Origin of the sequence: Rhodococcus sp. NBC_00294 (assembly GCF_036163995.1) — a bacterium.
In the GTDB taxonomy this organism is placed as follows: domain Bacteria; phylum Actinomycetota; class Actinomycetes; order Mycobacteriales; family Mycobacteriaceae; genus Rhodococcoides.
Genome location: NZ_CP108043.1, coordinates 3,536,396 through 3,561,215, shown reverse-complemented (window position 1 = coordinate 3,561,215; position 24,820 = coordinate 3,536,396). Strand labels below are relative to the sequence as shown.

At 69.3% G+C, this 24,820-nt stretch carries 20 protein-coding genes; 16 read left to right on the top strand and 4 right to left on the bottom strand.

All coding sequences use genetic code 11. From position 1 onward, the window contains the following. Window position 1: 1 nt before the first annotated feature. Together OHB23_RS16605 and cofD are read right to left on the bottom strand one after the other, a co-directional pair. A complete protein-coding gene (locus OHB23_RS16605) occupies window positions 2-1,360 on the bottom strand; it encodes a coenzyme F420-0:L-glutamate ligase (RefSeq protein ID WP_328809920.1) in 1,359 nt (452 codons plus the stop codon). Continuing rightward, window positions 1,357-2,313, bottom strand: coding sequence for a 2-phospho-L-lactate transferase (cofD, locus tag OHB23_RS16600; RefSeq protein WP_027506879.1), 957 nt, complete (start codon window positions 2,311-2,313; stop codon window positions 1,357-1,359). Before cofD ends, OHB23_RS16605 begins: the two co-directional genes overlap by 4 nt. A 603-nt stretch (window positions 2,314-2,916) precedes the next feature. Here cofD and OHB23_RS16595 point away from each other — a divergent pair. Continuing rightward, a complete protein-coding gene (locus OHB23_RS16595) occupies window positions 2,917-3,147 on the top strand; it encodes a WhiB family transcriptional regulator (RefSeq protein ID WP_197027846.1) in 231 nt (76 codons plus the stop codon). Window positions 3,148-3,197: 50 nt separating this feature from the next. Here the strand turns inward: OHB23_RS16595 and OHB23_RS16590 are convergent, their stop codons facing one another. After that, on the bottom strand, window positions 3,198-3,620 hold the full coding sequence (locus tag OHB23_RS16590; protein WP_051613606.1) for a metallopeptidase family protein: 423 nt from the start codon (window positions 3,618-3,620) through the stop codon (window positions 3,198-3,200). A 167-nt stretch (window positions 3,621-3,787) separates the two neighbouring features. Between OHB23_RS16590 and OHB23_RS16585 the strand changes: the two genes are divergently transcribed. The 14 genes from OHB23_RS16585 (at window position 3,788) to secA (ending at window position 22,536) form a co-directional block, all read left to right on the top strand. After that, window positions 3,788-4,195, top strand: a complete 408-nt coding sequence (locus OHB23_RS16585; protein ID WP_200933827.1) for a DUF3499 domain-containing protein — start codon at window positions 3,788-3,790, stop codon at window positions 4,193-4,195. Window positions 4,196-4,331: 136 nt separating this feature from the next. Then, on the top strand, window positions 4,332-5,702 hold the full coding sequence (locus OHB23_RS16580; protein ID WP_056448043.1) for a phosphomannomutase/phosphoglucomutase: 1,371 nt from the start codon (window positions 4,332-4,334) through the stop codon (window positions 5,700-5,702). Between the two features lie 56 nt (window positions 5,703-5,758). Further along, window positions 5,759-6,913: a hypothetical protein gene (locus OHB23_RS16575; RefSeq protein ID WP_027506874.1), complete on the top strand. Its 1,155-nt coding sequence runs from the start codon at window positions 5,759-5,761 to the stop codon at window positions 6,911-6,913. A 49-nt stretch (window positions 6,914-6,962) separates the two neighbouring features. Further along, a complete protein-coding gene (manA, locus tag OHB23_RS16570) occupies window positions 6,963-8,210 on the top strand; it encodes a mannose-6-phosphate isomerase, class I (protein WP_285188831.1) in 1,248 nt (415 codons plus the stop codon). A 178-nt stretch (window positions 8,211-8,388) separates the two neighbouring features. Then, window positions 8,389-9,816 carry an amino acid permease gene (locus OHB23_RS16565; protein ID WP_328811666.1) on the top strand — a complete coding sequence of 476 codons (1,428 nt, stop codon included), beginning with the start codon at window positions 8,389-8,391 and terminating at the stop codon, window positions 9,814-9,816. Between the two features lie 155 nt (window positions 9,817-9,971). Continuing rightward, window positions 9,972-11,132: an alkane 1-monooxygenase gene (locus OHB23_RS16560; RefSeq protein WP_222650418.1), complete on the top strand. Its 1,161-nt coding sequence runs from the start codon at window positions 9,972-9,974 to the stop codon at window positions 11,130-11,132. 114 nt (window positions 11,133-11,246) lie between these two features. Beyond that, a complete protein-coding gene (gene ahcY / locus OHB23_RS16555; RefSeq protein WP_037186733.1) occupies window positions 11,247-12,758 on the top strand; it encodes an adenosylhomocysteinase in 1,512 nt (503 codons plus the stop codon). A 40-nt stretch (window positions 12,759-12,798) separates the two neighbouring features. Further along, the gene (locus OHB23_RS16550; protein ID WP_222638677.1) at window positions 12,799-13,482 is read left to right on the top strand and encodes a dTMP kinase; all 684 of its coding nucleotides are present in this window, start codon (window positions 12,799-12,801) and stop codon (window positions 13,480-13,482) included. Window positions 13,483-13,487: 5 nt separating this feature from the next. Continuing rightward, window positions 13,488-14,165 carry an MtrAB system response regulator MtrA gene (gene mtrA, locus OHB23_RS16545; RefSeq protein WP_027506869.1) on the top strand — a complete coding sequence of 226 codons (678 nt, stop codon included), beginning with the start codon at window positions 13,488-13,490 and terminating at the stop codon, window positions 14,163-14,165. Window positions 14,166-14,193: 28 nt separating this feature from the next. Continuing rightward, complete coding sequence (mtrB, locus tag OHB23_RS16540; RefSeq protein ID WP_027506868.1) at window positions 14,194-15,879, top strand: MtrAB system histidine kinase MtrB; 1,686 nt, start codon at window positions 14,194-14,196, stop codon at window positions 15,877-15,879. Beyond that, the gene (gene lpqB, locus OHB23_RS16535; protein ID WP_374197706.1) at window positions 15,876-17,660 is read left to right on the top strand and encodes an MtrAB system accessory lipoprotein LpqB; all 1,785 of its coding nucleotides are present in this window, start codon (window positions 15,876-15,878) and stop codon (window positions 17,658-17,660) included. Before mtrB ends, lpqB begins: the two co-directional genes overlap by 4 nt. A 42-nt stretch (window positions 17,661-17,702) precedes the next feature. Then, entirely contained in the window at window positions 17,703-18,371 is a 669-nt protein-coding gene (locus tag OHB23_RS16530; protein ID WP_056447788.1) for a ComF family protein, read from the top strand. Between the two features lie 446 nt (window positions 18,372-18,817). Beyond that, window positions 18,818-19,405 (top strand): ribosome hibernation-promoting factor, HPF/YfiA family, encoded by a 588-nt coding sequence (gene hpf / locus OHB23_RS16525; protein ID WP_027506865.1) that lies wholly within the window; start codon window positions 18,818-18,820, stop codon window positions 19,403-19,405. Window positions 19,406-19,623: 218 nt separating this feature from the next. Beyond that, window positions 19,624-22,536: a preprotein translocase subunit SecA gene (gene secA / locus OHB23_RS16520; RefSeq protein ID WP_328809919.1), complete on the top strand. Its 2,913-nt coding sequence runs from the start codon at window positions 19,624-19,626 to the stop codon at window positions 22,534-22,536. A 30-nt stretch (window positions 22,537-22,566) separates the two neighbouring features. Here the strand turns inward: secA and OHB23_RS16515 are convergent, their stop codons facing one another. Continuing rightward, entirely contained in the window at window positions 22,567-23,118 is a 552-nt protein-coding gene (locus tag OHB23_RS16515) for an Rv3235 family protein (RefSeq protein WP_051613604.1), read from the bottom strand. 253 nt (window positions 23,119-23,371) lie between these two features. On the opposite strand from OHB23_RS16515, the gene OHB23_RS16510 reads away from it, so the two are divergent. Next, window positions 23,372-24,796: a WS/DGAT/MGAT family O-acyltransferase gene (locus tag OHB23_RS16510; protein WP_027506863.1), complete on the top strand. Its 1,425-nt coding sequence runs from the start codon at window positions 23,372-23,374 to the stop codon at window positions 24,794-24,796. The last annotated feature ends 24 nt before the right edge of the window (window positions 24,797-24,820 follow it).

The window sequence follows — 24,820 nt, the reverse complement described above, 5'->3', positions numbered from 1 at the left end:
CTCACAGTTCTCGGAACGCGGAGCCGGGCGGCGTCGGCGCGCGGGGCGACGGGGGAGCGAGCGGGTGCCCGACGGCGACGGCCCCGACGGGATGCCAGTCGGCGGGTAGATCGAGCGTCTCGCGCACGGTGTCGGCGGCGAAGATGGTCGACCCGACCCAGCAACTGCCGAGGCCGCGCGCCGCGAGGGACACCAGGAACGCCTGTACCGACGCGCCCGCCGCCACCGTGAACATGACGGTCTCCGCGGACTGCCGTTCCGCGTCCGGATAGTCGTGCGCCTCGTCGAGCACCGCGAACGCCAGAATCAGTTCCGGCGCGGTGCGCAGCAGATCACCGCGTGCCAGACGGGCCTCGATCGAGTCCGCGGTCCGTCCGTCTCGTTCGAGATCGGCGCGCCACCGCGTTGCCATCGCATCGAGCAGTGCGGTGCGCACCGCCGGCGTCCGGACGGCGACATAGCGCACCGGGTGAGAGTGATGGGGAGCCGGCGCGGTGACGGCGTCCGCCACGGCGGCCTCGACGACGGCGGGATCGACCGGGGCCGAGTCGAACTCGCGTACCGAGCGACGGGCGGGTACCGCGCCGAGTGCACCTCGTCGCAGCGCCTCCTGCGTTCCCAACCAGAAGAGGTCGTCCTCGCCCGGACGCACCAGATCGCGGGCGGAGGAGCCGTCGTCGGCGTAGTGCAGACCCCGGACCACGGCGACGGGAACCGAGCCGAGCTTGCCCTTCACCAGATCCCCAGCGGACGCCAGCTCGTCCGCGAGCGCGACCTCGGTGACCATCAGTTCGTTGCCCTGCGCGTCGCGACCACCGGCGTACGCGTGCAGGACGGGCAACCCGGCCGATCCGATCGCGTTGTCCGTCTGGCCGTTCCGCCACGCGCGGCCCATCGTGTCGGTGACGACGACGGCGACGGCCACGCCCAGCGAACGGCGTACACCGTCGCGCAATGCCCGGGCGGACGCGTCGGGATCCTCGGGGAGCAGGGCCAACTCGTCCGTCGACACGTTGGATCCGTCGATGCCGGACGCGGCCTGCACGATGCCGAGGCGGTTCTCGGTGATGAGCGTGCGACCGCGCTGGGCGAGGACGCGCACGGCCTCCTGCTCGACGAGGATGCGGCGCAGTGCGTCCCGCGCCTCCGGGTCGGTCGGCGCGGGCACCAGGCGTCCCTCGACCTTGGAGACGATCTTGCTCGTGACCACCAGGACATCGCCGTCGGCGAGCCACGGTGCTGCCGTGGCGACTGCTGCCACCAGGTCGTCGCCCGGCCGGAACTCGGGGAGTCCCGCGACGGGAATCACCTCGATCGAACCGCCCGGTGCATGATCGCCGGGACCGTCGGATCGGGTCACAGGACGCCCGCTGCCTCGAGCGCGGCGCGCGCCATCCGTGCGGTCACCGCGGGCTCGGTCATGAGCAGAGGTACCGCGCGCACGTCCACGCCGGGAACGTCGGCGGTGTCGGTCTCGTGGATCAGCCAGGCGTCGAGGATGCCCGCCGCCGAGCGGGCGCCGTAGTGGCGGCCGATGGCCTCGGCCGTCGTCTCCACACCGATGACGGACAGGCACTCGTCGGCCATGCCGCGCAACGGCTTGCCGTCGATGACGGGGGAGAGCCCGACGACCTTCGCGGGTGTGGTGCGCAGTGCGGAGCGGATGCCGGGCACCGCCAGGACGGCGCCGATGCTGACCACCGGGTTGGACGGTGCGAGCAGTACCGCGTCCGCGGTCTCGATCGCCTCGACGACGCCGTCCGCCGGGGTCGCCTTGTCCGCTCCGACGTACGCGAAACTGTGAGTCGTCACAGCAGCGCGGTAGCGCACCCACCACTCCTGGAAATGAACGGCCTTGTCGGTGCCGTCGTCGGGATCGGTGATCACCACGTGGGTCTCGCTGCGGTCGTCCGTGACGGGCAGCAGGCGGACACCCGGAGACCACCTGTCGCACAGGGCCTCCACGACTGCGGACAGCGGGTACCCGGTGCGGAGCATGCGCGTCCGGATCAGATGCGTCGCGATGTCGCGGTCCCCGAGCCCGAACCAGTCCGGGTGGGCTCCGTACGCCGCGAGTTCCTCCTTGACGCTCCACGTCTCGTCGCGTCGACCCCAGCCGCGCTCGGTGTCGATGCCGTCGCCGAGCGTGTACATGCAGGTGTCGAGGTCGGGTGTGATGCGCAGGCCGTGCATCCAGACGTCGTCACCGACGTTCACCACGGCCGTGACGTCGCCGTCCGGCCCCAGCAGTTCTCGAACCCCCTGGAGGAACCGCGCGCCACCGACGCCGCCCACCACCACAGTCACCTTCATGACCCTCGACCCTAGGCGGTCGCCGTCGGCGCGATCGGGCCGGTGGGCGCGAACCACGGCGTGTCCGACGCGAAACACCGGGGAAGTCTCGCCTTCCGGGAAAACCGGAGATCGGATGGTATTGCAAATCGAGCGGTCCGCTTGACCGCGACACACCGCGGCGTGTCTAATCACAGTCATGTCATTAACGGTTCGAACAGCGGAATCGCTTGTAGCGAACCACCGTTCGAACACGTGTTCCCATGAGTCGACACGAGTTCGCGCGCTGCGTTCCGCAGCGTCACGTCCCATGGTGACACGAGGCTTCGCTCTTCGATCCGGCTTCGCGGTCGATCATCGACACAAGTGACCGACAACAACTGCGCTCGAACAGGTGAGGAGGCGGACGTGATGCCGGAACAACACCACGACCTCGGTCGACAGGAGTCCCCCGTCGGGGAACTCGACGACGTACTGCACGTGGATGCCGTGACGGAGGACGCCCCGGCGGACCCCGTGGACGGGATCGACCCGGAGGACGTCTCGGTCGACGACGTCGACCCGCCGCTCACGAGCCTCGGAATGCCTGCGCCCGCACTGCATCTGAGTCTGGTGCCGGGCGACATGGATCCGCTCGAGGATCAGTGGCAGGAGCGCGCTCTGTGCGCTCAGACCGATCCCGAGGCGTTCTTCCCGGAGAAGGGCGGCTCGACGCGCGAGGCCAAGCGCATCTGCCTCGGGTGCGAGGTGAAGGACGACTGCCTCGAGTACGCCTTGGCGCACGACGAGCGGTTCGGCATCTGGGGTGGGCTGTCCGAGCGCGAACGTCGCCGCCTCAAGCGCGGCATCATCTGACGCGTCGCGTCACCGCAGCCGCCGAACGACGCGCTGCAGGCGCCGGGGTGTCAGTCGTCCTCGGTGTCGGGGTCGACCACCTCGGGCGTGACCCCCAGGTAGGTCGCCACCTGCTCCACCAACACGTCGTGCACCAGGTCCGTCAGCTCCAGCGAGTCGTGTGCTCTCCGCTCGAGGGGCCGACGGAACAGCACGATCCGAGCCCGCGTCGTCGCTCCGCGCGTGTCCACTCCCGCCGGAACGAGTCTCGACAGCGGCACCGGGCCCTCGGCCACGACCTCGGGTGGCCAGTTCACCGATTCAGGGTCCACCGCACGGATCTTCGGCACGTCGTCGACGGCGATGTCCAGTTTCGTCAGCCGGTCGTGCCACTTGCGGTCGATCTCGGCGAACGCGTCCAGCACCGCCGCATCGAACTTCTCGGCGCGAGACCTGCGTGCGGGCACCGTGTCGGGGAACAGGGTGCCGCGCATTCCGCGACCCCGCCGCGCCGCGGACCGGGAGCTGGACGCCCGATGTTCCCGTCCGGGACGGCCGCCGGCGCGGCCGCGGGGTTGAGAGGATCCGGTGAACGACACGCGCCCATGCTACGACCGTGTCCTGCGAGGCACGCCGGAGGACACGCGCTAGGGTTCGACCTGTGAGAGCTGTGCGGGGATGCTGCCGACCGGGATGCAAGAGACCGGCCGTCGCGACGTTGACGTACGTGTACTCCGACTCGACCGCCGTCGTCGGACCTCTCGCCACCGTGGACGAGCCCCATTCCTGGGATCTGTGCGAGGTGCACGGTTCGTCGATCACCGCCCCCAAGGGGTGGGAGATGGTGCGCTACGAGGGTGGGTTCTCCACGTCCAGCCCCGACGACGACGATCTGACCGCACTCGCCGAGGCCGTCCGCGAGGCCGGTGCGCGTGAGCGTCCCGCTCCGTCCCTCGGTCGACGTGGTTCGTCGTTCGACACGCGCACCTCCGCCGACGTACCGGCCGCCGCGCCGACACGCACGGGTCGACGCGGACATCTGCGCGTTCTTCCCGACCCCACCAGCTGAACGACTGTTCCTGCGCGCGGCGTCGGGCTGCAGGACTGCTCGCGCGTCGCCCCCGGGCACTAGGCTCCCAGCATGGTCTCGCCGACTCGTCGTCGTGCGTGATCCGTCCGGTTCGTCCCAGATGCAGGAGTGTGCAGTGGCCCGACCAGCTGACCTGGTTCACAGCGTCATCAAGGCGTACGACGTGCGCGGTGTCGTCGGAGAGCAGATCGACGAGGACTTCGTCGCCGACGTGGGGGCCGCCTTCGCGAGACTCGTACGCGGCGAGGGCGTCTCGCAGCGCGTCGTGGTCGGGCACGACATGCGCGACTCGTCTCCCGCACTGTCGGCCGCCTTCGCGCGAGGGGTGACCTCACAGGGTCTCGACGTCGTTCTCATCGGCCTCGCGTCGACCGACCAGCTCTACTTCGCCTCCGGTCGGCTCGACTGCCCCGGTGCGATGTTCACGGCCAGCCACAACCCGGCGAAGTACAACGGGATCAAGCTGTGCCGGGCCGGCGCGAAGCCCGTCGGCCAGGACTCGGGACTCGCCACCATCTCTGCCGAGATCATCGACGGCGTCCCGACGTTCGACGGTGCGCCGGGCACGATCAGCGAGCAGGACGTGCTCGCGGACTACGCCACGTTCGTGCGCGACCTCGTGGACATCAGCGACATCCGTCCGCTGTCGGTCGCGGTGGACGCCGGCAACGGCATGGGCGGGCACACGGTGCCCGCGGTCCTGGACCCGACGTCGGTGACCGTGCACCCCCTGTACTTCGAACTCGACGGCACGTTCCCCAACCACGAGGCGAACCCGCTGGAGCCGGCGAACCTCGTCGATCTGCAGAAGTTCGTCACCGAGACGGGCGCGGACATCGGCCTCGCGTTCGACGGCGACGCGGACCGCTGCTTCGTGGTGGACGAGCGCGGCGAGCCCGTCTCACCGTCCGCGATCACCGCGCTGGTGGCCGAGCGGGAGCTGGGCAAGCACCCCTCCTCGACCATCATCCACAACCTCATCACCTCACGGTCGGTGCCCGAGTTGGTGGAGCTGCTCGGCGGTACCGCCGTGCGCACCCGGGTCGGCCACTCGTTCATCAAGGCACTGATGGCCGAGACCGGCGCGGTGTTCGGCGGCGAGCACTCGGCGCACTACTACTTCCGCGACTTCTGGGGCGCCGATTCGGGCATGCTCGCAGCGCTGCACGTGCTCGCCGCGCTCGGGACACAGGACGAGCCGTTGTCCGCCCTGATGCGCAAGTACGAGGTGTACGCGGCATCGGGCGAGATCAACTCGACGGTGGCCGACGCTCGTGAGCGCACCGCCGCGGTGGTCGCGGCGTTCGCCGATCGCACCGTCTCCACCGACGAACTGGACGGTGTGACGGTCGATCTCGGTGACAGCGCGTGGTTCAACCTCCGCGCCTCCAACACCGAGCCCCTGCTCCGACTCAATGTCGAGGCACGCACCCCCGAGGACGTGGACCGCCTGACGACGGAGATCCTGAGCATCGTCCGCGCGTGACGGTTGCGGACTGACATAGTGGGGGATACGGAACGAGAGAGGCGGGTGAGGTGCCCATGACTGCTCCTTCGGCGTACGTCGATCTCGACGACGCGAGCGCGATACTGGCTGCGGACTCGTTGGGCGCACTGCACTCCGCCGCGCTGGCCGGCGCACAGATCCGCGCCACCGCGTCCGCCGTCCGCGAGGGCCTGCTGGCGCCGCTGGACGGTCTGCGTCCCCGCAGTGTCGTGCTCGTCGCCGCGTCCGGTCCCGCCCGGAGGGCGTCGGCGCTGGTCGCCGCGGTCCTCGCTCCGACCGCCGGCGTGCCGGTCGTCTCGCTCCCCGCGACCCCGCCGTGGGTCGGACCCCTGGACGTCGTGGTCGTGGCCGGCGACGACGCCGGCGATCCGGCCATCGCGGAGTCCGTCGCCGCCGGGGTACGTCGGCGCGCCGAGGTCGTGGTGGCCGTACCGGACGAGGGTCCTGTCGCGGACGCCGGTGCCGGCCGGGTGGTGTCCTTCCCGCCGCGAGTCCGTGTCCTCGATCGCAACTCCTACGCCCGGCACGTCGCGGTGATGGCCGCGGTACTCGCTGCGGTGGACCCGGCGTCGTCGGTCGGTGACCTCGACGCGGTGGCCGACGCGGTGGACGCGGAGGCCATGCGGCACCACGCGTCCGTCGAGGTGTTCCAGAATCCCGCGAAAGGTCTGGCGTCCCGGATGGCGGGTCGTCGGGTCCTCATGACCGGTGACGGCGTGGTGGCGACCGAGGTGGCCCGGCACGGAGCCGCGTCCCTTCTGCGGGCCGCGGGCGTCGTGGCGGCGGCCACCGAACTCTCCGATGCCGTCGGTGTGATCCACGACCTCGGCGCGATCGGTGGGGACTCCGCCGAGAGCGGCAGTGTCGACTACGACCCGCTGTTCCACGACGACCAACTCGACGGTCCGCCCCCGGCCGATCCCGTTCGGGTGTTCACCGTGTCGACCGACCCCGACGACAGTCTGGTCCGCCGGCGGGTGGCCGTCCTGGGTGAGGTCGACGTGGTGCGCGCCGACGACGACGGTGGTCCCCGCACGGATCTGGAGGCGCCCGCGCCCGCCGCGGTGCCCGGTCCCACGACGCCGGTCGGGGCGTCGCTGCGCAGGGCGCTCGTCCTGGCGGTGCGGATCGAGGCCGCGGCGGCCTATCTCCAACTCTCGAATTCTCAGGCCTCGGGAGGCAGGGAGTGACCCCAGCCGTGTCCGGGTTCGCAGCGATGACGACGGCAGGTGGTGGTCGGTGAATCTCCTCGACGGAACAGCACGGTCCTACGCGTGGGGTTCGCGCACGGCTCTCGCCGAACTGCGCGGCGTGCCCGCACCCACCCGGCATCCCGAGGCGGAGTTGTGGTTCGGTGCTCATCCGGGCGACCCGGCGCATCTCGTCACGCCGCGCGGTCGGGTCTCGCTGCTCGAGGCCATCGACTCCGATCCGACCGGACTGCTCGGAACCGGTGTGGTGGAGCGGCACGGTCCGCGCCTGCCGTTCCTCGTGAAGTTCCTGGCGGCCGAGGAGCCGCTGTCGCTGCAGGCTCACCCCTCCTCGGACCAGGCGCGCGAGGGTTTCCGACGGGAGAACGCCGCGGGCGTGCCCCTCGACGCCTCCGTCCGGAACTACAAGGACGCCAGCCACAAGCCCGAGCTCGTGGTCGCCCTGACGGAGTTCGACGCGCTCGCCGGGTTCCGCAGTCCCGCCGAGACGGTGGAGCTGTTCGGTCGGCTCGATGCGGACGAGCTGCGTCCCTACACCGAGATGCTTGCCGCGCAACCGGATTCGAGCGGCCTGCGCACCCTCTTCACCTCGTGGATCACTCTGCCGCAGCGGGCGTTGGACTCCGTGCTGCCGGCCGTTCTGGACGCGTGCGTCCGCGCTCTCGAACGTGCCGAGAAGACCGGGGACCGCACCTTCGTGCCGGAACTGCGCACCGCACTGGAATTGGGGGAGTACTACCCCGGCGATGCGGGCGTGCTCGCGGCGTTGCTGCTCAACCGGGTCACGCTGCAGCCGGGCGAAGCTCTGTACCTGGACGCCGGAAACCTCCACGCGTACCTGCGCGGAACCGCGGTGGAGATCATGGCCAACTCGGACAACGTGTTGCGTGGGGGACTCACACCCAAGCACGTCGACGTCCCGGAACTGTTGCGGGTGCTCGACTTCGAGCCGCTCGACTCACCGGTCCTCGTCGCCGACACCAGCCGTCCGCACGTGGTGCGCTATCCCACGCCGGCACCGGAGTTCGCACTCGTCGGTGTCGAATTGTCCGCGGCGTCCGGCGACGGTGAGCCGTGGACGCTCGCGCACGACGGTGACGCCGCGCCGCGCATCGTCCTGTGTGTCGACGGTCGGGTACAGGTCTCCTCGGGTGAGTCCACCCTGGTCGTGGAGCGGGGAAGTGCCGTCTGGATCGCCGCGTCCGATCCGGACCCGCAGCTGTGTGCTCTCACCGACTCGGCTCGCGTGTTCGTGGCGGGCGTCGGCGGGATCTGACGGCCCCGACACGCTGGCGGATACGTCCCGCCTAGTTCACTGTTCGTGTGACGATGACCTCGGGCGGTCGACGGCCGCCCGGAGGACGTGAGGAGTTTCGACGGTGACCATCGACGGCAAGGACGCACCCGGTTCGCGCAACACCGGTCTGCGCAGAACGAAGTCCATCGAGCAGTCGATGCGCGACACGGACGAGCCGGACACGAAACTTCGCAAGAGCCTGTCATCGTGGGATCTCACCGTCTTCGGTGTCGCGGTCGCCGTGGGTGCGGGCATCTTCACCCTGACGGCGCGCACCGCCGGGAACGTCGCGGGCCCGTCCGTCTCGCTCGCTTTCGTGTTCGCCGCGGTCGCGTGCGGACTCGCCGCGCTCTGCTACGCCGAGTTCGCCTCGACGGTGCCGGTCGCGGGCAGCGCGTACACGTTCTCGTACGCCACTTTCGGAGAGTTCGTCGCGTGGATCATCGGCTGGGACCTGATCCTGGAGTTCGCCCTCGCGTCGGCCGTCGTGGCGAAGGGCTGGTCCCTGTACCTCGGTGAGGTACTCGGGACGTCGTCGCCCGTGGTGTCCATCGGCGGACTCGACGTCGACTGGGGTGCCCTGGTCATCGTCGCGGTGCTCACCGTCCTGCTCGCGACGGGTGTGAAGATCTCCTCGCGCGTCTCCCTCGTCATCACCGCGATCAAGGTGGGCGTCGTGCTGCTCATCGTCGTGGTCGGAGCGTTCTACATCAAAGCGGCGAACTACTCGCCCTACATCCCGCCCGCCGTCCCCGCCGAGAAGGAGTCGGGCCTCACCCAGTCGCTGTTCTCCTTCGTCACCGGCGCCGAGGGCAGCAACTTCGGCTGGTACGGACTCCTGGCCGCCGCGAGTCTCGTGTTCTTCGCGTTCATCGGCTTCGACGTGGTGGCCACCACGGCCGAGGAGGCGTCCGATCCGCAGAAGGCCCTGCCGCGCGGAATCCTGGGCTCGCTCCTGATCGTCACGATCCTGTACGTCGCGGTCACCCTGGTGCTGACCGGAATGGTGAAGTACACCGAACTCGGTGGCGAGGGCGCGACCCTGGCCACGGCGTTCGAACTTAACGGCATCACCTGGGCGTCGAAGGTGATCTCCTTCGGTGCGCTGGCCGGACTCACGACCGTGGTCATGGTGCTCATGCTGGGACAGTCGCGCGTGCTCTTCGCGATGTCGCGCGACGGTCTGATGCCGCGTCGTCTCGCGAAGACGGGGAGCCGTGGCACCCCGGTGCGCATCACCGTGCTCGTCGGCATCGTGGTCGGCCTTCTCGCGGCGTTCTTCCCCATCGGGACGCTCGAGGAGATGGTCAACATCGGCACCCTGTTCGCCTTCGTCCTGGTCTCCATCGGTGTCGTCGTCCTGCGTCGAACCCGTCCCGACCTGAAGCGCGGCTTCCGCGTCCCCCTGGTTCCGCTGGTGCCGATCCTCGCCGTGCTGGCCTGCGTGTGGCTGATGCTGAACCTGTCGGTGGAGACGTGGCTGCGGTTCGTCGTCTGGATGGCGCTCGGAGTCGTGGTGTACTTCGGCTACAGCCGCCGCCACTCGGTGCTCGGAGCCCGGCAGCATGCGGACGACACCCACTAGTCACCATATTTCGCGCCGATAACGGACCGATCTCACCATTCGGATCGTCGGACCGTCGCGCTACTTGCTCTACACTCGGATTCGAGACCGGAAGTTTGTTTCTGCGGTGGGCACGAGTCCGCCACGGAGTCCACTCGATGTCGAGGAGTTGACGTATGGCGCGGCGGTGGCACGACCCGAAGAAGCTGCTCTGGCTACTGGGGATCTTGGCGCCCGCCTCGGCACTGCTGCCGTCCCAACTGGTTCTGCACACGGGGGTGTCGGCCTTCTGGTGGAGCGGCGCGATGCTGTTCTTCCTGGTCATCCCCGTGGTCGACGCGCTGGCGGGGGAGGACGGCAACAATCCGTCCGACGCGCAGGTGCAGGACCTGCAGCACGACCGTTTCTACCGGTGGTGCACGTTCCTGTTCCTTCCGGTGCAGTACGCGGGGCTCGGTGTCGCGTGCTACCTCGTCACCTTCGGCACCCTGTCCGCCGTCGACAAGATCGGGTACGCGGTCAGTGTCGGTCTCGTCGCCGGCATCGGGATCAACGCGGCGCACGAGCTCGGTCATCGGGTGGAGAGCACCGAGCGCTGGCTGGCCAAGATCGCTCTGGCGCAGAGCCTGTACGGCCATTTTCACGTCGAACACAACCGCGGACACCATGCGCGTGTCGCGACGCCCGCCGACCCGGCCAGCGCGCGCATGGGCGAGTCCCTCTACCGGTTCCTGTCCCGCAGTGTCAGCGGCGGCCTCGTGTCCTCCTGGGAGCTGGAGAAGCAGCGTCTCGAGCGCAAGGGCAGCGGCGTGTGGACGATCCGCAACAACGTGCTCAACGCGTGGGCGATGTCCGCTGCACTCTTCGGTGTCCTGGTCGCCGTCTTCGGCGTCGGCATCCTGCCGTTCCTCGTGCTCCAGGCGGTGGTCGGCGTGATGACCCTCGAGTCCGTCAACTACATCGAGCACTACGGGCTGCTCCGGGGACGGACACCCACGGGCCGGTACGAGCGGTGCGCGCCGCGGCACAGCTGGAACAGCGATCGGATCGTCACCAACATCTTCCTGTACCACCTGCAGCGGCACAGCGACCATCATGCGAACCCGGGCCGCCGGTTCCAGACGTTGCGCACCTTCGACGAGGCGCCGCAACTGCCGGCCGGCTACGCGACGATGGTCGTCCTCGCGGCCGTCCCGCCCCTGTGGCGTCGCGTGATGGACCCCAGGGTCGTCGCGCACTACGACGGCGACGTCACCCGCGCGAACCTGCAGCCGAGCGCCCGCGCTCGACTGGAACGGCGCTGGGCGACCGTTCCCGAACGCGCCGCCGCCGCCTGACCCGTCGGCGCGAGACGACGGAACCGGACACGTCGTGGCCCCGACCCACCCGCGGGCAGCCGTGAGCCGATAGCCTGGAAGCCGATCATCAGCCGACAGGAGTGGCATCACACAATGACGACATCGACATCCCCCGACATTTCGAGCACCGAGGCGCTGCAGGCGGACATCCGCGGTGGCATCGAGTTCAAGGTCGCGGATCTCTCGCTGGCTGAGTACGGCCGCAAGGAGATCGGCCTCGCGGAGCACGAGATGCCCGGCCTCATGTCCCTGCGTCGCGAGTACGCCGACGTGCAGCCGCTGAAGGGTGCACGGATCTCCGGGTCGCTGCACATGACGGTCCAGACCGCCGTCCTGATCGAGACGCTGGTCTCGCTCGGAGCCGAGGTGCGGTGGGCATCGTGCAACATCTTCTCCACCCAGGATCACGCCGCCGCCGCGATCGTCGTCGGACCCCACGGCACGCCCGAGGATCCGCAGGGAATCCCGGTGTTCGCCTGGAAGGGCGAATCGCTGGCCGAGTACTGGTGGGCCGCCGAGAAGATGCTGACCTGGCCGGTCGCCGAGGACGGCACTCCCCGCCACGCCAACATGATCCTCGACGACGGCGGAGACGCCACGATGCTGGTGCTGCGCGGTGCGCAGTTCGAGAAGGCCGGCGTCGTGCCGCCCGTCGACGAGGACCGCGACTCCGACGAGTACAAGGTCTTCCTCGGACTGCTCCGCGAGTCGCTCGCGCAGGACGCCACCAAGTGGACGAGCATCGCCGAGTCGGTCAAGGGTGTCACCGAGGAGACCACCACCGGCGTGCTGCGCCTGTACCAGTTCGCCGCGGCCGGCGAGCTGACCTTCCCGGCGATCAACGTCAACGACTCGGTCACCAAGAGCAAGTTCGACAACACCTACGGCACCCGTCACTCGCTGATCGACGGCATCAACCGCGGCACCGACGTGCTGATCGGTGGCAAGAAGGTCCTGATCTGCGGCTACGGCGACGTGGGCAAGGGCAGTGCCGAGTCGTTGGCCGGCCAGGGCGCGCGCGTCCAGGTCACCGAGGTCGACCCGATCAACGCGCTCCAGGCGCTCATGGACGGGTTCGACGTCGTCACGGTGGACGAGGCGATCGGCAAGGCCGACATCGTCATCACCGCGACGGGCAACAAGGACATCATCACGCTCGACCACATGCGGTCGATGAAGGACAAGGCCATCCTCGGCAACATCGGCCACTTCGACAACGAGATCGACATGGCCGGTCTCGAGCGGTCCGGTTCGACACGCATCAACATCAAGCCGCAGGTCGATCAGTGGATCTTCTCCAGCGGCAAGTCGATCGTCGTCCTCTCGGAGGGTCGTCTGCTGAACCTCGGCAACGCCACCGGTCACCCGTCGTTCGTCATGAGCAACAGCTTCTCGAACCAGGTCATCGCGCAGATCGAGCTGTGGACGAAGCCCGACGAGTACGACAACGAGGTCTACCGCCTGCCGAAGCACCTCGACGAGAAGGTCGCCAAGATCCACGTCGAGGCTCTCGGTGGCACGCTGACCAAGCTCAGCAAGGAGCAGGCCGAGTACATCGGTGTCGACGTCGAGGGCCCGTACAAGCCCGAGCACTACCGGTACTGACACTCGGTCCCGTAGGCCTCGACAGGCAGGAGTGGAGTCGATGGGCACTCTCATCGCGATCGAGGGCGTCGACGGAGCAGGCAAGTTCACGCTCTCGTCCCGCCTCACGCACGCGTGGGAGGCCGCCGGGGTGGACGCCGTCCGCGTCGGCTTCCCCCGCTACGGGGAGTCGATCCACGCCGACCTGGCCGCCGAGGCGCTGGCCGGTGAGCACGGCGATCTCGCCGCCGGGGTGAACTCGATGGCAGTGCTGTTCGCCCTCGATCGTGCCGGTGCGGTGTCCGACCTCCGTCGGATGCTGCACCGGCACGACGTCGTTCTGCTCGATCGCTACGTCGCGTCCAACGCGGCGTACTCCGCCGCGCGGGTCCACCAGGACGCGGACGGTGCGATGGTCGAGTGGGTGCGCGCGCTCGAGTTCGATCGCCTCGTCCTGCCGCGTCCCTCCGCCCAGATCCTCCTCGACGTTCCGGTCGAGGTCGCGGAGCATCGCGCGCGTGGTCGGGAGCAGGAGGATCCGTCGCGGGCCCGCGACGCGTACGAGCGCGACGGTGGTCTCCAGGCCCGTACCGCGGCGGTCTACGCGGGACTCGCGGCCTCGTCGTGGATGTCGCCGTGGTTCGTCGTGAACGGCGCGCAGGCGGACGGTGAGCAGGTCGACGTGACGAGACTCGCCGCCGAACTTCTCAATCAGACTGCGGAGTACGACGGGATGACACGATAGTCGTCATGAAGCCACGAATTCTGGTCGTCGACGACGATACGGCTCTTGCCGAGATGCTCACCATCGTGTTGCGCGGTGAGGGATTCGAGCCGTTCGTGGTGGGAGACGGCACCCAGGCGCTGTCCGCCGTCCGGGAGAACCGACCGGATCTGGTGCTGCTCGACCTGATGCTCCCCGGTATGAACGGCATCGACGTCTGCCGCGTGCTGCGGGCGGACTCCGGTGTGCCGATCGTGATGCTCACCGCCAAGACCGACACGGTCGACGTCGTGCTGGGACTCGAGTCCGGCGCCGACGACTACATCATGAAGCCCTTCAAGCCGAAGGAGCTCGTGGCGCGCGTCCGTGCGCGCCTGCGACGCACCGAGGAGGAGCCGGCCGAGCTCCTGTCGATCGGCGACGTCGTCATCGATGTTCCGGCGCACAAGGTCACCCGCGACGGCTCGCTCATCTCGCTGACGCCGCTCGAGTTCGACCTGTTGGTGGCGCTGGCCCGCAAGCCTCGTCAGGTCTTCACCCGCGAGGTGCTGCTCGAACAGGTGTGGGGATACCGGCACGCCGCCGACACCCGCCTCGTGAACGTGCACGTCCAGCGACTGCGCGCCAAGGTGGAGACGGATCCGGAGAACCCCGAGGTGGTTCTCACCGTGCGCGGTGTCGGGTACAAGGCCGGCCCGCCGTGATCGGAGCCGATCGACTGCGGGACGGTCGGTGATCTTCACGTCCCGCTCCCGTCGACGCATCAACGGAACCTTCTCGCCTCTGGTGCGATGGTCCCGGTCCATGTGGGCTGCCGCCGGTCACGCATGGCGTCGGTCGCTGCAGTTGCGCGTCGTCGTGTCGACGCTGACGCTCTCCCTCATCGTCATCACGATCCTCGGCGTCGTGCTCACGAGTCAGATCACGGATCGACTTCTCGACACCAAGATCGACGCCGCCACGAAGGAGCTCGATCGCGCGCGTGCGTCCGTCGAGAGCCAATTGGCGGGCGACGACTCGACGTCGATCTCGAACCGTCTGGAGCTCGCTCGGTCCGGTCTGACGAGCCGGGACACCGAGAGCGGCGCGGACAGCACGTCCGCCGGCACGTTCGACCCCGTGCTCATCGTCCCCGGCGACGGAGCCCGCGACGAGCTGTTCACCGGTCCCGCCGACCAGATCCCGCAGACGTTGCGCTCGTTCGTCCAGGCCGGCCAGGTGAGCTACCAGTACGCGACCGTGTCGGAACCGGACGGCTACTCGGGTCCGGCCCTCATCGTCGGCAGTCCCACCGCGTCGGACCTCTCCACCCTCGAGCTGTACCTGGTGTTCCCCCTCGCGGGAGAGGATCGCAGCCTCGCCCTCGTGCGCGGAACCCTGCTCATCGGCGGTGCGGTCCTGCTGGTGCTGCTCGCGGCCATCTCGATGCTGGTCGCCCGGCAGGTGGTGGTCCCCATCAGATCGGCGTCGCGCATCGCGGTGCGCTTCGCGGACGGCCGGCTCAAGGAACGGATGCCGGTGCGCGGCGAGGACGACATCGCCCGGCTCGCCATGTCGTTCAACGAGATGGCCGAGAGCCTGTCGAAGCAGATCACCCAGCTCGAGGAGTTCGGAAACCTGCAGCGCCAGTTCACGTCCGACGTCTCGCACGAGCTGCGAACGCCGCTCACCACCGTCCGCATGGCCGCCGAGCTCATCCACGACGCCAGTGAGAGTCTCGATCCGCTGCTCAAGCGCTCGTCCGAGTTGCTGGTCGCCGAGCTGGACCGTTTCGAGACACTGCTCAACGATCTGCTCGAGATCTCCCGCCACGACGCGGGCGTCGCCGAACTGGCGTCGGAGCAACTCGATCTCCGTATGTGCGCCCGCGCCGCGGTGTCCACCGTGCGGCACCTCGCCCGCGAGACGGGCACCGAGCTGATCGTCGACATGCCCGACGAGCCGGTCAACGCCGAGGTGGACCCGCGCCGTGTCGAACGCGTGCTGCGCAACCTGTTGGCGAACGCTCTCGACCACGGGGAGGGCAAGCCCGTCCTGCTGCGCCTGCGCGCGGACGACGACGCCGCCGCCTTCGTCGTGCGGGACCAGGGTGTGGGACTGCGCCCCGGTGAGGAGAAGCTCGTGTTCAACCGCTTCTGGCGGTCGGATCCGTCCCGCGTGCGACGTTCGGGCGGTACAGGCCTGGGGCTCGCCATCAGTCTCGAGGACGCCCGCCTGCACGACGGCAAGCTCGAGGCCTGGGGCGAACCGGGCCAGGGCGCCTGGTTCCGCTTCACGCTGCCGCGCGTGCGTGGTCGCAAGGTCGTGTCCAGTCCCCTGCCGCTGCGACCCGCGGGCCGCAGGTACGCACAGGGACAGCCGCTTCCGGCGGCGCGCCCGACGAGTGTCGGCGCCACGGCGGGGGAGCAGCGACCGTGAGAGACCGCACCGTGCCGCGGCGACGAGCCGCCCTCGTGGCGTGCGTGGCCGCGCTCGCGCTCGTCGCGTCCGGATGCGCGTCGTTGCCCGCGTCGTCAGCGCCGCAGGCCATCGGCACCGTCGCGCGCGGGCCCGTCGAGCAGGAACTCCCCGTTCCCGCCGCCGGTCGTGAACCCAATCTTCTGGTCCGCGACTTCGTGAAGGCCAGCACCGATCCGGCGGACGACCACGCGGGTGCACGTCAGTTCCTGACGGCGAACGCCGCCTCGGAGTGGAACGACGGCGCCAGCGCGATCGTCGTGGACAAGGTGGACGTCCTCGAGGACTCCCGGTCGAGTGACGCCGCGCAGTACACGATCCGAGCCAACCGGGTGGGGCAGCTCGATCAGGGTGGGCAGTACCGCGCCGAGCAGGGATCGTTCGAGACCCAGGTGACGCTGGCCCGCGAGGACGGCGAGTGGCGGATCGACGAGCTGCCGTCCGGAGTCGTCATGGACCGCACCCAGTTCCTCACCTCGTACCAGCGCAAGTCGCTGTACTTCGTCGATCCCACCGGCACCGAACTGGTGCCCGATCAGCGTTGGGTGAACACCACGCAGGACCGGATGACAGAGACCCTGACAGCACTGCTGCAGGCGGGTCCGCGACTGTCGCTGGAGCCGGCGGTGCGCAACGTGTTCAACGGTGTCACCACGGCCGGTCCCATCACGAAAGCCGACGGGCGTACCTCGGCCGTCGGCATCGGTCTCGGCGGTGTCCGCATCGACTTCCGGGGCGCCGGTGCGCTGGACCGCGCGACCCGCGAACTACTTGCTGCGCAGATCATCTGGACACTGGCCGAGGCCGAGGTGTCGGGTCCCTACGTCCTGCTCTCGGACGGCGCGCCGTTGGACCCGAACTATCCGGACGGCTGGACCACCGCCGAGGTCGCAGAATTCGATCCGTTGGCGGTGACGGGTGCCGACGTGGGCCTGCACGCACTGCGCAACGGCGGGCTCGTCCGCATCGGAACCGACGGCGTGACACCGGTTCCCGGCTACTTCGGCACCGTCAACAACATGCGGTCCATCTCGTTGTCCAGCGACGGAACGCTCGTGGCGGCCGTGTCGGACACCGGTCGTGCGGCGCCGCAGCCGCCCGACGCGCTGCTCATCGGCTCCTACGGCGGCAACGCCTTCCCGGTCGCGGAGGGTGGCTCGATCACCCGGCCAACCTGGGGTCCCGACCGCGACGCCGTGTGGGCCGTCGTGGACGGCACCGTGGTCAAGCGCGCCGTCCGCGACCCGGCCACCGGACAGGTGTCGGTGGTGGACGTCGATTCCGCCGACATCGCCGAGCTCGGCGGCCAGATCACCGAACTGCGGCTCTCCCGCGACGGGGTGCGAGCGGCTCTCATCGTGGACGGCGCCGTCTACGTGGCGGTGGTGGTGCGGCGCGCCGACGGCACCTACGCACTCCGCGAGCCCGAGGCGGTGGCCAACGGTCTGGCGAGCGCGGCGCTGTCCCTGGACTGGAGCACCGGTGACACGGTGGTCGTGGCCCGAGCGGCGACCGACATCCCGATCGTGCAGGTGGCGGTCGACGGCTCACGTCTCGACGGGCTGCCCAGCCGCAACCTCACCGCTCCCGTCGTGTCCGTCGACGCCTCCGCGTCGAGCACCTACGTGGCCGATTCGCGCGCCGTGTTCCAGATCGACGACAGCGACCCGGCGAGTGACCGCTACTGGCGCGAGGTGCCCGGCCTGACCGGCACGAAGTCCGTGCCCGTCCTACCGGGCTGACGAGCGGCGAACTCTGTCGGAGCCCCGCGACACAGTGTCCCGGTGCCGACGACCCTGCTGGACCTCATCCTGCCCCGCGAGTGCGGCGGCTGCGCCCGTGTCGACGCCTCGTGGTGCCCCGCCTGCGCCTGCGCGCTCGACGCGGCGCCGGGGTCGGTGCGGCCGCGTGTCGATCCCGGGGTGCCGTGCTGGGCGCTCGGCCCGTACGCCGGCCCGCACCGTGCGTCGATCCTGGCGATGAAGGAACGCGGTCGACGGGATCTCGCGGCACCGCTCGGGGTCGCCCTCGCCGCCGCCGTGACGCGCCTGCGCGACGCCGGGGAGATCGATCCACCCGAGCTGTCGCCCCTCGTGCTGGTCCCGGCCCCGTCCCGACGCCGCGCGGCACGGGCGCGCGGTGGTGATCCGATCCTGCGTACCTGCCGCCGTGTCGCGCGGGTGCTCGCACCGGAGGACGTGCGCGTCGTGTCGGTGCTGCGGGTGGACGCGCAGGTGCGTGACTCCGTCGGTCTCACCGCCGACGAGCGTGCGGACAACCTGCGGGGGCGGGTCCGTGTCCGGAGCGGGGGCATCGCCGCGATCGGTCGCGGACCGGTGCTGCTCGTCGACGACGTGGTGACCACCGGAACCACCGCCGCGGAGTCGGTGGCGGCACTGCGACGGTCCGGTGTCGGTGTCGACGCGGTGCTCGTTCTCGCCGCCGTGCGCTGACGTCGCAGTACCTGTCCCGGTGCCGGAAAGGGAGCCTGAAAAGGTCCCGTGAATATCCCGTGAACAGTGGCAGACCACCCGGGGAGCGACTACGGTCAGGGCCACGATCGATCCTCGCTACCGGGTCTGGAGGTGATGCCTCACCACCGAAGGCGCCGGGCGGTCCGCGCTCCGGTGTCACCGTTCTTCCGCTGCGCCAGAAGCGATCTCGGCGCGGCCTCTATCGGGAGGTACGTATGACGACAACGTCACCAGTGACGACTGCACACACGAGCACCCACCGGGTGCACGCGCATCCCCGCGAAGCTCACGCCCATGGTCCGGAGCAGAACGACTCCACGGCCCTCGACTCGACCGACACCACTGCGGATTCCGTCTACTTCGACGATGCACCCAGTGCCGTCCCGGCCGACGACAGCTCGAGCGCCGAACCCGCCGCCGAGGTCGTGGTCAAGGGTCGCAACGTCGAGATACCCGACCACTTCCGCCTGTACGTCTCCGAGAAGCTCGCTCGCCTCGAGCGCTTCGATCCCACCATCCACCTGTTCGACGTCGAGCTGTTCCACGAACGCAACCGTCGTCAGTCCAAGAGTTGCCAGCGAGTCGAGATCACCGTGCGGGGCAAGGGGCCCGTCGCGCGTGCCGAGGCCTGCGCGGACAGTTTCTACGCCGCCCTCGAGTCGGCGACCACCAAGCTCGAGAGCCGTCTCCGACGGACGAAGGACCGCCGCAAGGTCCACTACGGGGAGAAGCGGCCCGTGTCGGTGGCCGAGGCGACCGCCGCACTCGTCGAGGAGGCCGTCACTGCCCCCGTCGAGGAGGCGCCCGCCGTCGACGACCACGCCACCGAGGGCCCGGGCACCGTGGTGCGCGTCAAGGAACACCCGGCCGTGCCGATGACCGTCGACGACGCCCTGTACGAGATGGAACTCGTGGGCCACGACTTCTTCCTGTTCCACGACAAGGAGTCCGACCGGCCGTCGGTCGTCTATCGCCGCCACGCGTTCGACTACGGACTGCTGCGTCTGTCCTGACGCTCGCACCGCCGCGCCGACCACATCGGGCGTCCGCTCCGGCGGGCGCCCGGTGTCGTGCACGGAACATCCGGTGTGCCTCACAGCGCGCTGTCAGGCTCGACGCCTACGATGGTTCCGCCGGGAGACCGACGAGGTCTCTTCGCATCGAACTGCGCCCCCCGTGTGGACGGGCTCGGTTCACGCCCCACGTACCCGATATTGAGGACGAATAGCCCGTGCCGACGTTGTCGTTGTCCAAGTTGCTCCGTGTCGGTGAAGGTCGCATGGTCAAGCGGCTGAAGCACATCGCCGACCACGTGTCGTCCCTGTCGCCGGACGTCGAGTCCCTGTCGGACGCCGAACTGCGTGCGAAGACCGACGAGTTCACGAAGCGGCACCAGGACGGCGAGAGCCTCGACGAACTGCTGCCCGAGGCGTTCGCGGTCGCCCGCGAGGCGTCCAAGCGGGTGCTGTCCCAGCGCCACTTCGACGTCCAGGTCATGGGCGGCGCCGCGCTGCACTTCGGCAACGTCGCCGAGATGAAGACCGGTGAGGGCAAGACCCTCACCTGCGTCCTCCCGGCGTACCTGAACGCGCTGTCCGGTGACGGCGTCCACGTCGTCACGGTCAACGACTACCTGGCCAAGCGTGACTCGGAGTGGATGGGCCGCGTTCACCGCTTCCTCGGACTGAGCGTGGACGTGATCCTCTCGGGCATGACGCCCGCCGAGCGGCGTGCCGCCTACGCGGCCGACATCACGTACGGCACCAACAACGAGTTCGGTTTCGACTACCTCCGCGACAACATGACGCACTCGCTGGACGACCTGGTCCAGCGCGGACACAACTTCGCCGTGGTGGACGAGGTGGACTCGATCCTCATCGACGAGGCCCGTACCCCGCTGATCATCTCGGGCCCCGCGGACGCGTCGTCGAAGTGGTACCCGGAGTTCGCCCGCATCGCCCCCATGATGAAGAAGGACGTCCACTACGAGGTGGACATCAAGAAGCGCACGGTGGGTGTGCACGAGGCGGGCGTCGAGTTCGTCGAGGACCAGCTGGGCATCGACAACCTGTACGAGGCCGCCAACTCGCCGCTGGTGAGCTACCTGAACAACGCCATCAAGGCGAAGGAGCTCTACCAGCGCGACAAGGACTACATCGTCCGAGACGGCGACGTCATCATCGTCGACGAGTTCACCGGCCGCATCCTGGTGGGGCGCCGCTACAACGAGGGCATGCACCAGGCCATCGAGGCCAAGGAGAAGGTGGAGATCAAGGCCGAGAACCAGACCCTCGCCACGATCACGCTGCAGAACTACTTCCGTCTGTACGACAAGCTCTCCGGCATGACCGGTACCGCCGAGACCGAGGCGGCCGAGCTGCACCAGACGTACTCGCTCGGTGTCATCCCCATTCCCACCAACCGCCCGATGGTGCGTGTGGACAACGGCGACCTCATCTACAAGAGCGAGGAAGCCAAGTTCAGTGCCGTCGTCGACGACGTCGTCGAGCGGCACGAGAAGGGTCAGCCGGTTCTGATCGGTACCACCAGTGTCGAGCGCTCGGAGTACCTGTCCAAGCAGTTCACCAAGCGCGGTGTCGCGCACAACGTGCTCAACGCCAAGTTCCACGAGCAGGAGGCGACCATCATCGCCGAGGCCGGCCGGTCCGGCGCGGTGACGGTGGCCACCAACATGGCGGGTCGAGGAACCGACGTGGTGCTCGGCGGCAACCCGGACATCATCGCGGACCTCGCGCTGCGCGGGCAGGGGCTCGATCCCGTCGAGTCGCCGGAGGAGTACGAGGCGGCGTGGGAGCCCACGCTGGAGAAGGTCAAGGACCAGGTCCGCGAGGACGCGGACAAGGTCCGCGACGCGGGCGGTCTCTACGTCCTCGGTACCGAGCGGCACGACTCGCGCCGTATCGACAACCAGTTGCGAGGACGCTCGGGTCGTCAGGGCGACCCGGGGGAGAGCCGGTTCTACCTGTCGCTCGGCGACGAGCTGATGCGCCGATTCAACGGTGCCGCTCTCGAGTCGATCATGACGCGACTCAACCTCCCGGACGACGTCCCGATCGAGGCCAAGATGGTATCCAAGGCCATCAAGAGCGCGCAGACGCAGGTCGAGCAGCAGAACTTCGAGATCCGCAAGAACGTCCTCAAGTACGACGAGGTGATGAACCAGCAGCGCACCGTCATCTACGAGGAGCGTCGCCGCATCCTCCGCGGAGAGGACATGGAGGGCCAGGTCGAGCAGATGATCACCGACGTGGTCACCGCGTACGTCGACGGCGCCACCTCGGAGGGCTACGTCGAGGACTGGGACCTCGAACAGCTGTGGACCGCGCTGAAGACGCTCTACCCGGTGGGCGTGCAGCACACCGACCTCGCGGCGGAGAACGAGTTCGGCGAGAAGGGCGACCTGTCGCGGGACGACCTGCGCGAGGCGCTGCTCGAGGACGCCCGCGCGGCCTACGCCACGCGTGAGGCGGAGATCAACGAGATCGCGGGCGAGGGCGGTATGCGCGAGCTCGAACGACGGGTGCTGCTGTCCGTGCTCGACCGCAAGTGGCGTGAGCACCTCTACGAGATGGACTACCTCAAGGAGGGCATCGGTCTGCGCGCGATGGCGCAGCGCGATCCCCTCGTCGAGTACCAGCGCGAGGGCTACGACATGTTCACCGGCATGCTCGACGGGTTGAAGGAGGAGTCCGTCGGGTTCCTCTTCAACCTGCAGGTCGAGGCGGCGGCGCCGAGCCCCGCGGCCTCCGCGGGCCTGCAGGTGGGCGCGGGACTGCAGTCGCCCGTCGCAGCCCGACCGGCGCCGGCAGCGCAGGCCGCCCCCGCAGCGCAGGCCGCCCCCGCGGCGCCGGCGCAGCGTCGACCCGCACCCACGCCGGAATCGGCGCCCGAACCGCGGCCCGCCGCACCTGCCGCGCTGCGCGCCAAGGGGTTGGACGACGAGTCGACCGGTCGCCTGACCTATTCCGGTCCCGACGAGACGGGCGGCACCTCGGTCCGCCGCGCCGGGTCGGGGTCGCCGACGGGCGAGTCGAGCTCCGGCACTCGACGCGAGCGCCGCGAGGCGGCTCGGGCCGGGGTCAAGCCGGTCAAGCGCGCACCGAAGGCCAAGCGGCGCAAGTGATCTGCTCGTCCGGGGGCGGCGACCGCCGCCTCAGGACAGGCGCAGGCTCGTGAGCACCCAGGCCGGACCGGTGGTGTTGCGCCGTGCCGTCAGTCGTGCCGCGACGGCGAACACGCGGTCACCACGCGAGTAGGTGCCGAAGACCTCGACGTCGCCGTGCCCGGCGCCGTCTGGCACCGGACCGGCGGCGCGCACGTGCACGGTCCGGACGACGGCGACACCGAGTGTTCGGCCCGGCACGGCCGCCGTCGACAGGGCCGTCGCCATTCCGACCATGGCCGGTGACAGCACCGCGCGCAGGGACGCCGCGGGTCGGCGACGGTCCACCACCTCGAGTGTCAGACGCAGGACGCGATCGGCGACGTGCCGCGCCGCGGCGGCGGTGCGCGCGTCGGCCTCCGACGGTCCGACGACGGGCCGGGTCGGTCGCGAGGTCGATCGTCCCGAGTGCGGGCCGGGGCGCGGCGACGAGAGCGCTCGGCCCGCGGACCGGGTCGTCGGGCGTGCACGCGTGGGAGTCGCGCCGACCTCGGGTGGCTCGGATCTCGGCAACCGCGCCACGTGAACGACCTCCGATGTCATGCGTTCCCCTCCATGCTCGTACCTGTGCGGCCACGGCCGGTGTGCGGCGAGTGTCGCACGCACGGACGCGGTTCCGGCCCGTCGAGGCAGACGCGGGGCGTCGTCACACCGCAGCCCGTCAGGGTCGGTGAATTCCGACGAGGACGACGGGGAACCGACACGGCGCGGACCGCCAGGACGATCGTGAGCGTGGTCGGTCTCATCTGTCGTGCGAGACTGGGACCCGTCACACTCGACCGAGGGGATTCGCGCGTTGGCCACCAGACTCACCACTCAGGACGCGTCCTTCTACTTCCTGGAGGCCAGTACGACTCCCATGCACGTGGGGTCGCTCGCCATCTTCCGGCTCCCGCGCGGGGGCTTCAGTTACGACGAACTGCTCACCCTCGTCGAGAGCCGGCTCGCTCTCGTTCCGCGCTATCGCCAGAAGGTGCGCGAGGTGGCCTTCGGCCTGGCTCGCCCCGTGTGGGTCGACGACCGCGACTTCGACATCACGTACCACATCCGGCGTTCCGCGCTGCCCAAGCCGGGATCCACCGAACAGCTGCACGACCTGGTCGCGCGACTCACCTCACGCCCTCTCGATCGCACGCGTCCGCTGTGGGAGATGTACCTGGTCGAGGGTCTGGCACGGAACCGGTTCGCGATCTTCACCAAGTCGCACTCGTCGATCGTGGACGGCGACAAGGCGCTCGAGATCAGTCAGGTCATCCTGGACGCCACCAAGGCTCCGACTCCGATGGCCGAGGAGCTGTGGATGCCCGCGCGGGAACCGTCGGAGAAGGCGCTCGTCGCCGGGGCGCTCGCCGAGATGGTGTCGCGGCCGGGGGAGGGCGTGGAGGCGGTGCGCGGAGCCGTCGGTGACGTCACCCGCGCCGCCGGCGAGGCGGTACGCGCCGTGGGCAAGTTCGCGGCGGTGGTCCGCACCGCGGCGCAGACGGCACCGACGAGTCCACTGAACACGACCATCTCCCGCAACCGCCGGTACTCGGTGGCCAAGACCGATCTCGACGACTACCGGATGGTGCGGTCGAAGTTCGGGGGGACGGTCAACGACGTCGTGCTCACGGTCGTGTCCGGTGCTCTGCGGAACTGGTTGCTCTCGCGCGGTGAGCCCATCGGCCCGTACACGACGGTGCGCGCGATGGTGCCCCTGTCGGTGCACGCGGCCGCCACGGGGACGGGCGACGAGGGCGACGTGCCGCCCAACGAGGTCGAGTCCTTCCTCATCGATCTGCCCGTGGGCGAACCGAACGCCGTGGTGCGGTTGTCCCACGTGTCGCACGCGACGGAGGCTCACCTGGGACAGAGTCGCGGTGTGACGGCGTCGACCCTCATCACGCTGTCCGGGTTCGCGCCGGCCACGCTGCACGCGATGGGTGCGCGCGTCGGGTCGAGCCTGTCGCAGCGCATGTTCAACATCATCGTCACCAACGCCCCCGGCCCCCAGTTCCCGCTCTACGCGGGCGGTGCACGCATGCTCGAGATGTATCCGGTGCCGCCGCTCGTGCGCAATCAGGCGCTCAGCATCGGCCTGACGTCGTACGACGGCAACGTCTACTACGGTGTGAACGCGGACCGGGCAGCGATGCCGGACATCGACGTGATCACCACGTTGCTGCACGAGGCACTCGAGGAACTGGTCGACGCGGCGCGCGACGACAAGAACGTCCGCTGACGACGGTGAGGGAATGAGGCGCAG

Coding starts and splice junctions, on each gene's coding strand:
- OHB23_RS16565 (WP_328811666.1), top strand. CDS start 8,389: ATGCGCGACACGGACGAGCCGGACACGAAACTTCGCAAGAGCCTGTCA.
- ahcY (WP_037186733.1), top strand. CDS start 11,247: ATGACGACATCGACATCCCCCGACATTTCGAGCACCGAGGCGCTGCAG.
- cofD (WP_027506879.1), bottom strand. CDS start 2,313: ATGAAGGTGACTGTGGTGGTGGGCGGCGTCGGTGGCGCGCGGTTCCTC.
- OHB23_RS16575 (WP_027506874.1), top strand. CDS start 5,759: ATGACTGCTCCTTCGGCGTACGTCGATCTCGACGACGCGAGCGCGATA.
- OHB23_RS16550 (WP_222638677.1), top strand. CDS start 12,799: ATGGGCACTCTCATCGCGATCGAGGGCGTCGACGGAGCAGGCAAGTTC.
- OHB23_RS16560 (WP_222650418.1), top strand. CDS start 9,972: ATGGCGCGGCGGTGGCACGACCCGAAGAAGCTGCTCTGGCTACTGGGG.
- mtrA (WP_027506869.1), top strand. CDS start 13,488: ATGAAGCCACGAATTCTGGTCGTCGACGACGATACGGCTCTTGCCGAG.
- OHB23_RS16515 (WP_051613604.1), bottom strand. CDS start 23,118: ATGACATCGGAGGTCGTTCACGTGGCGCGGTTGCCGAGATCCGAGCCA.
- OHB23_RS16590 (WP_051613606.1), bottom strand. CDS start 3,620: ATGCGCGGCACCCTGTTCCCCGACACGGTGCCCGCACGCAGGTCTCGC.
- OHB23_RS16595 (WP_197027846.1), top strand. CDS start 2,917: ATGGATCCGCTCGAGGATCAGTGGCAGGAGCGCGCTCTGTGCGCTCAG.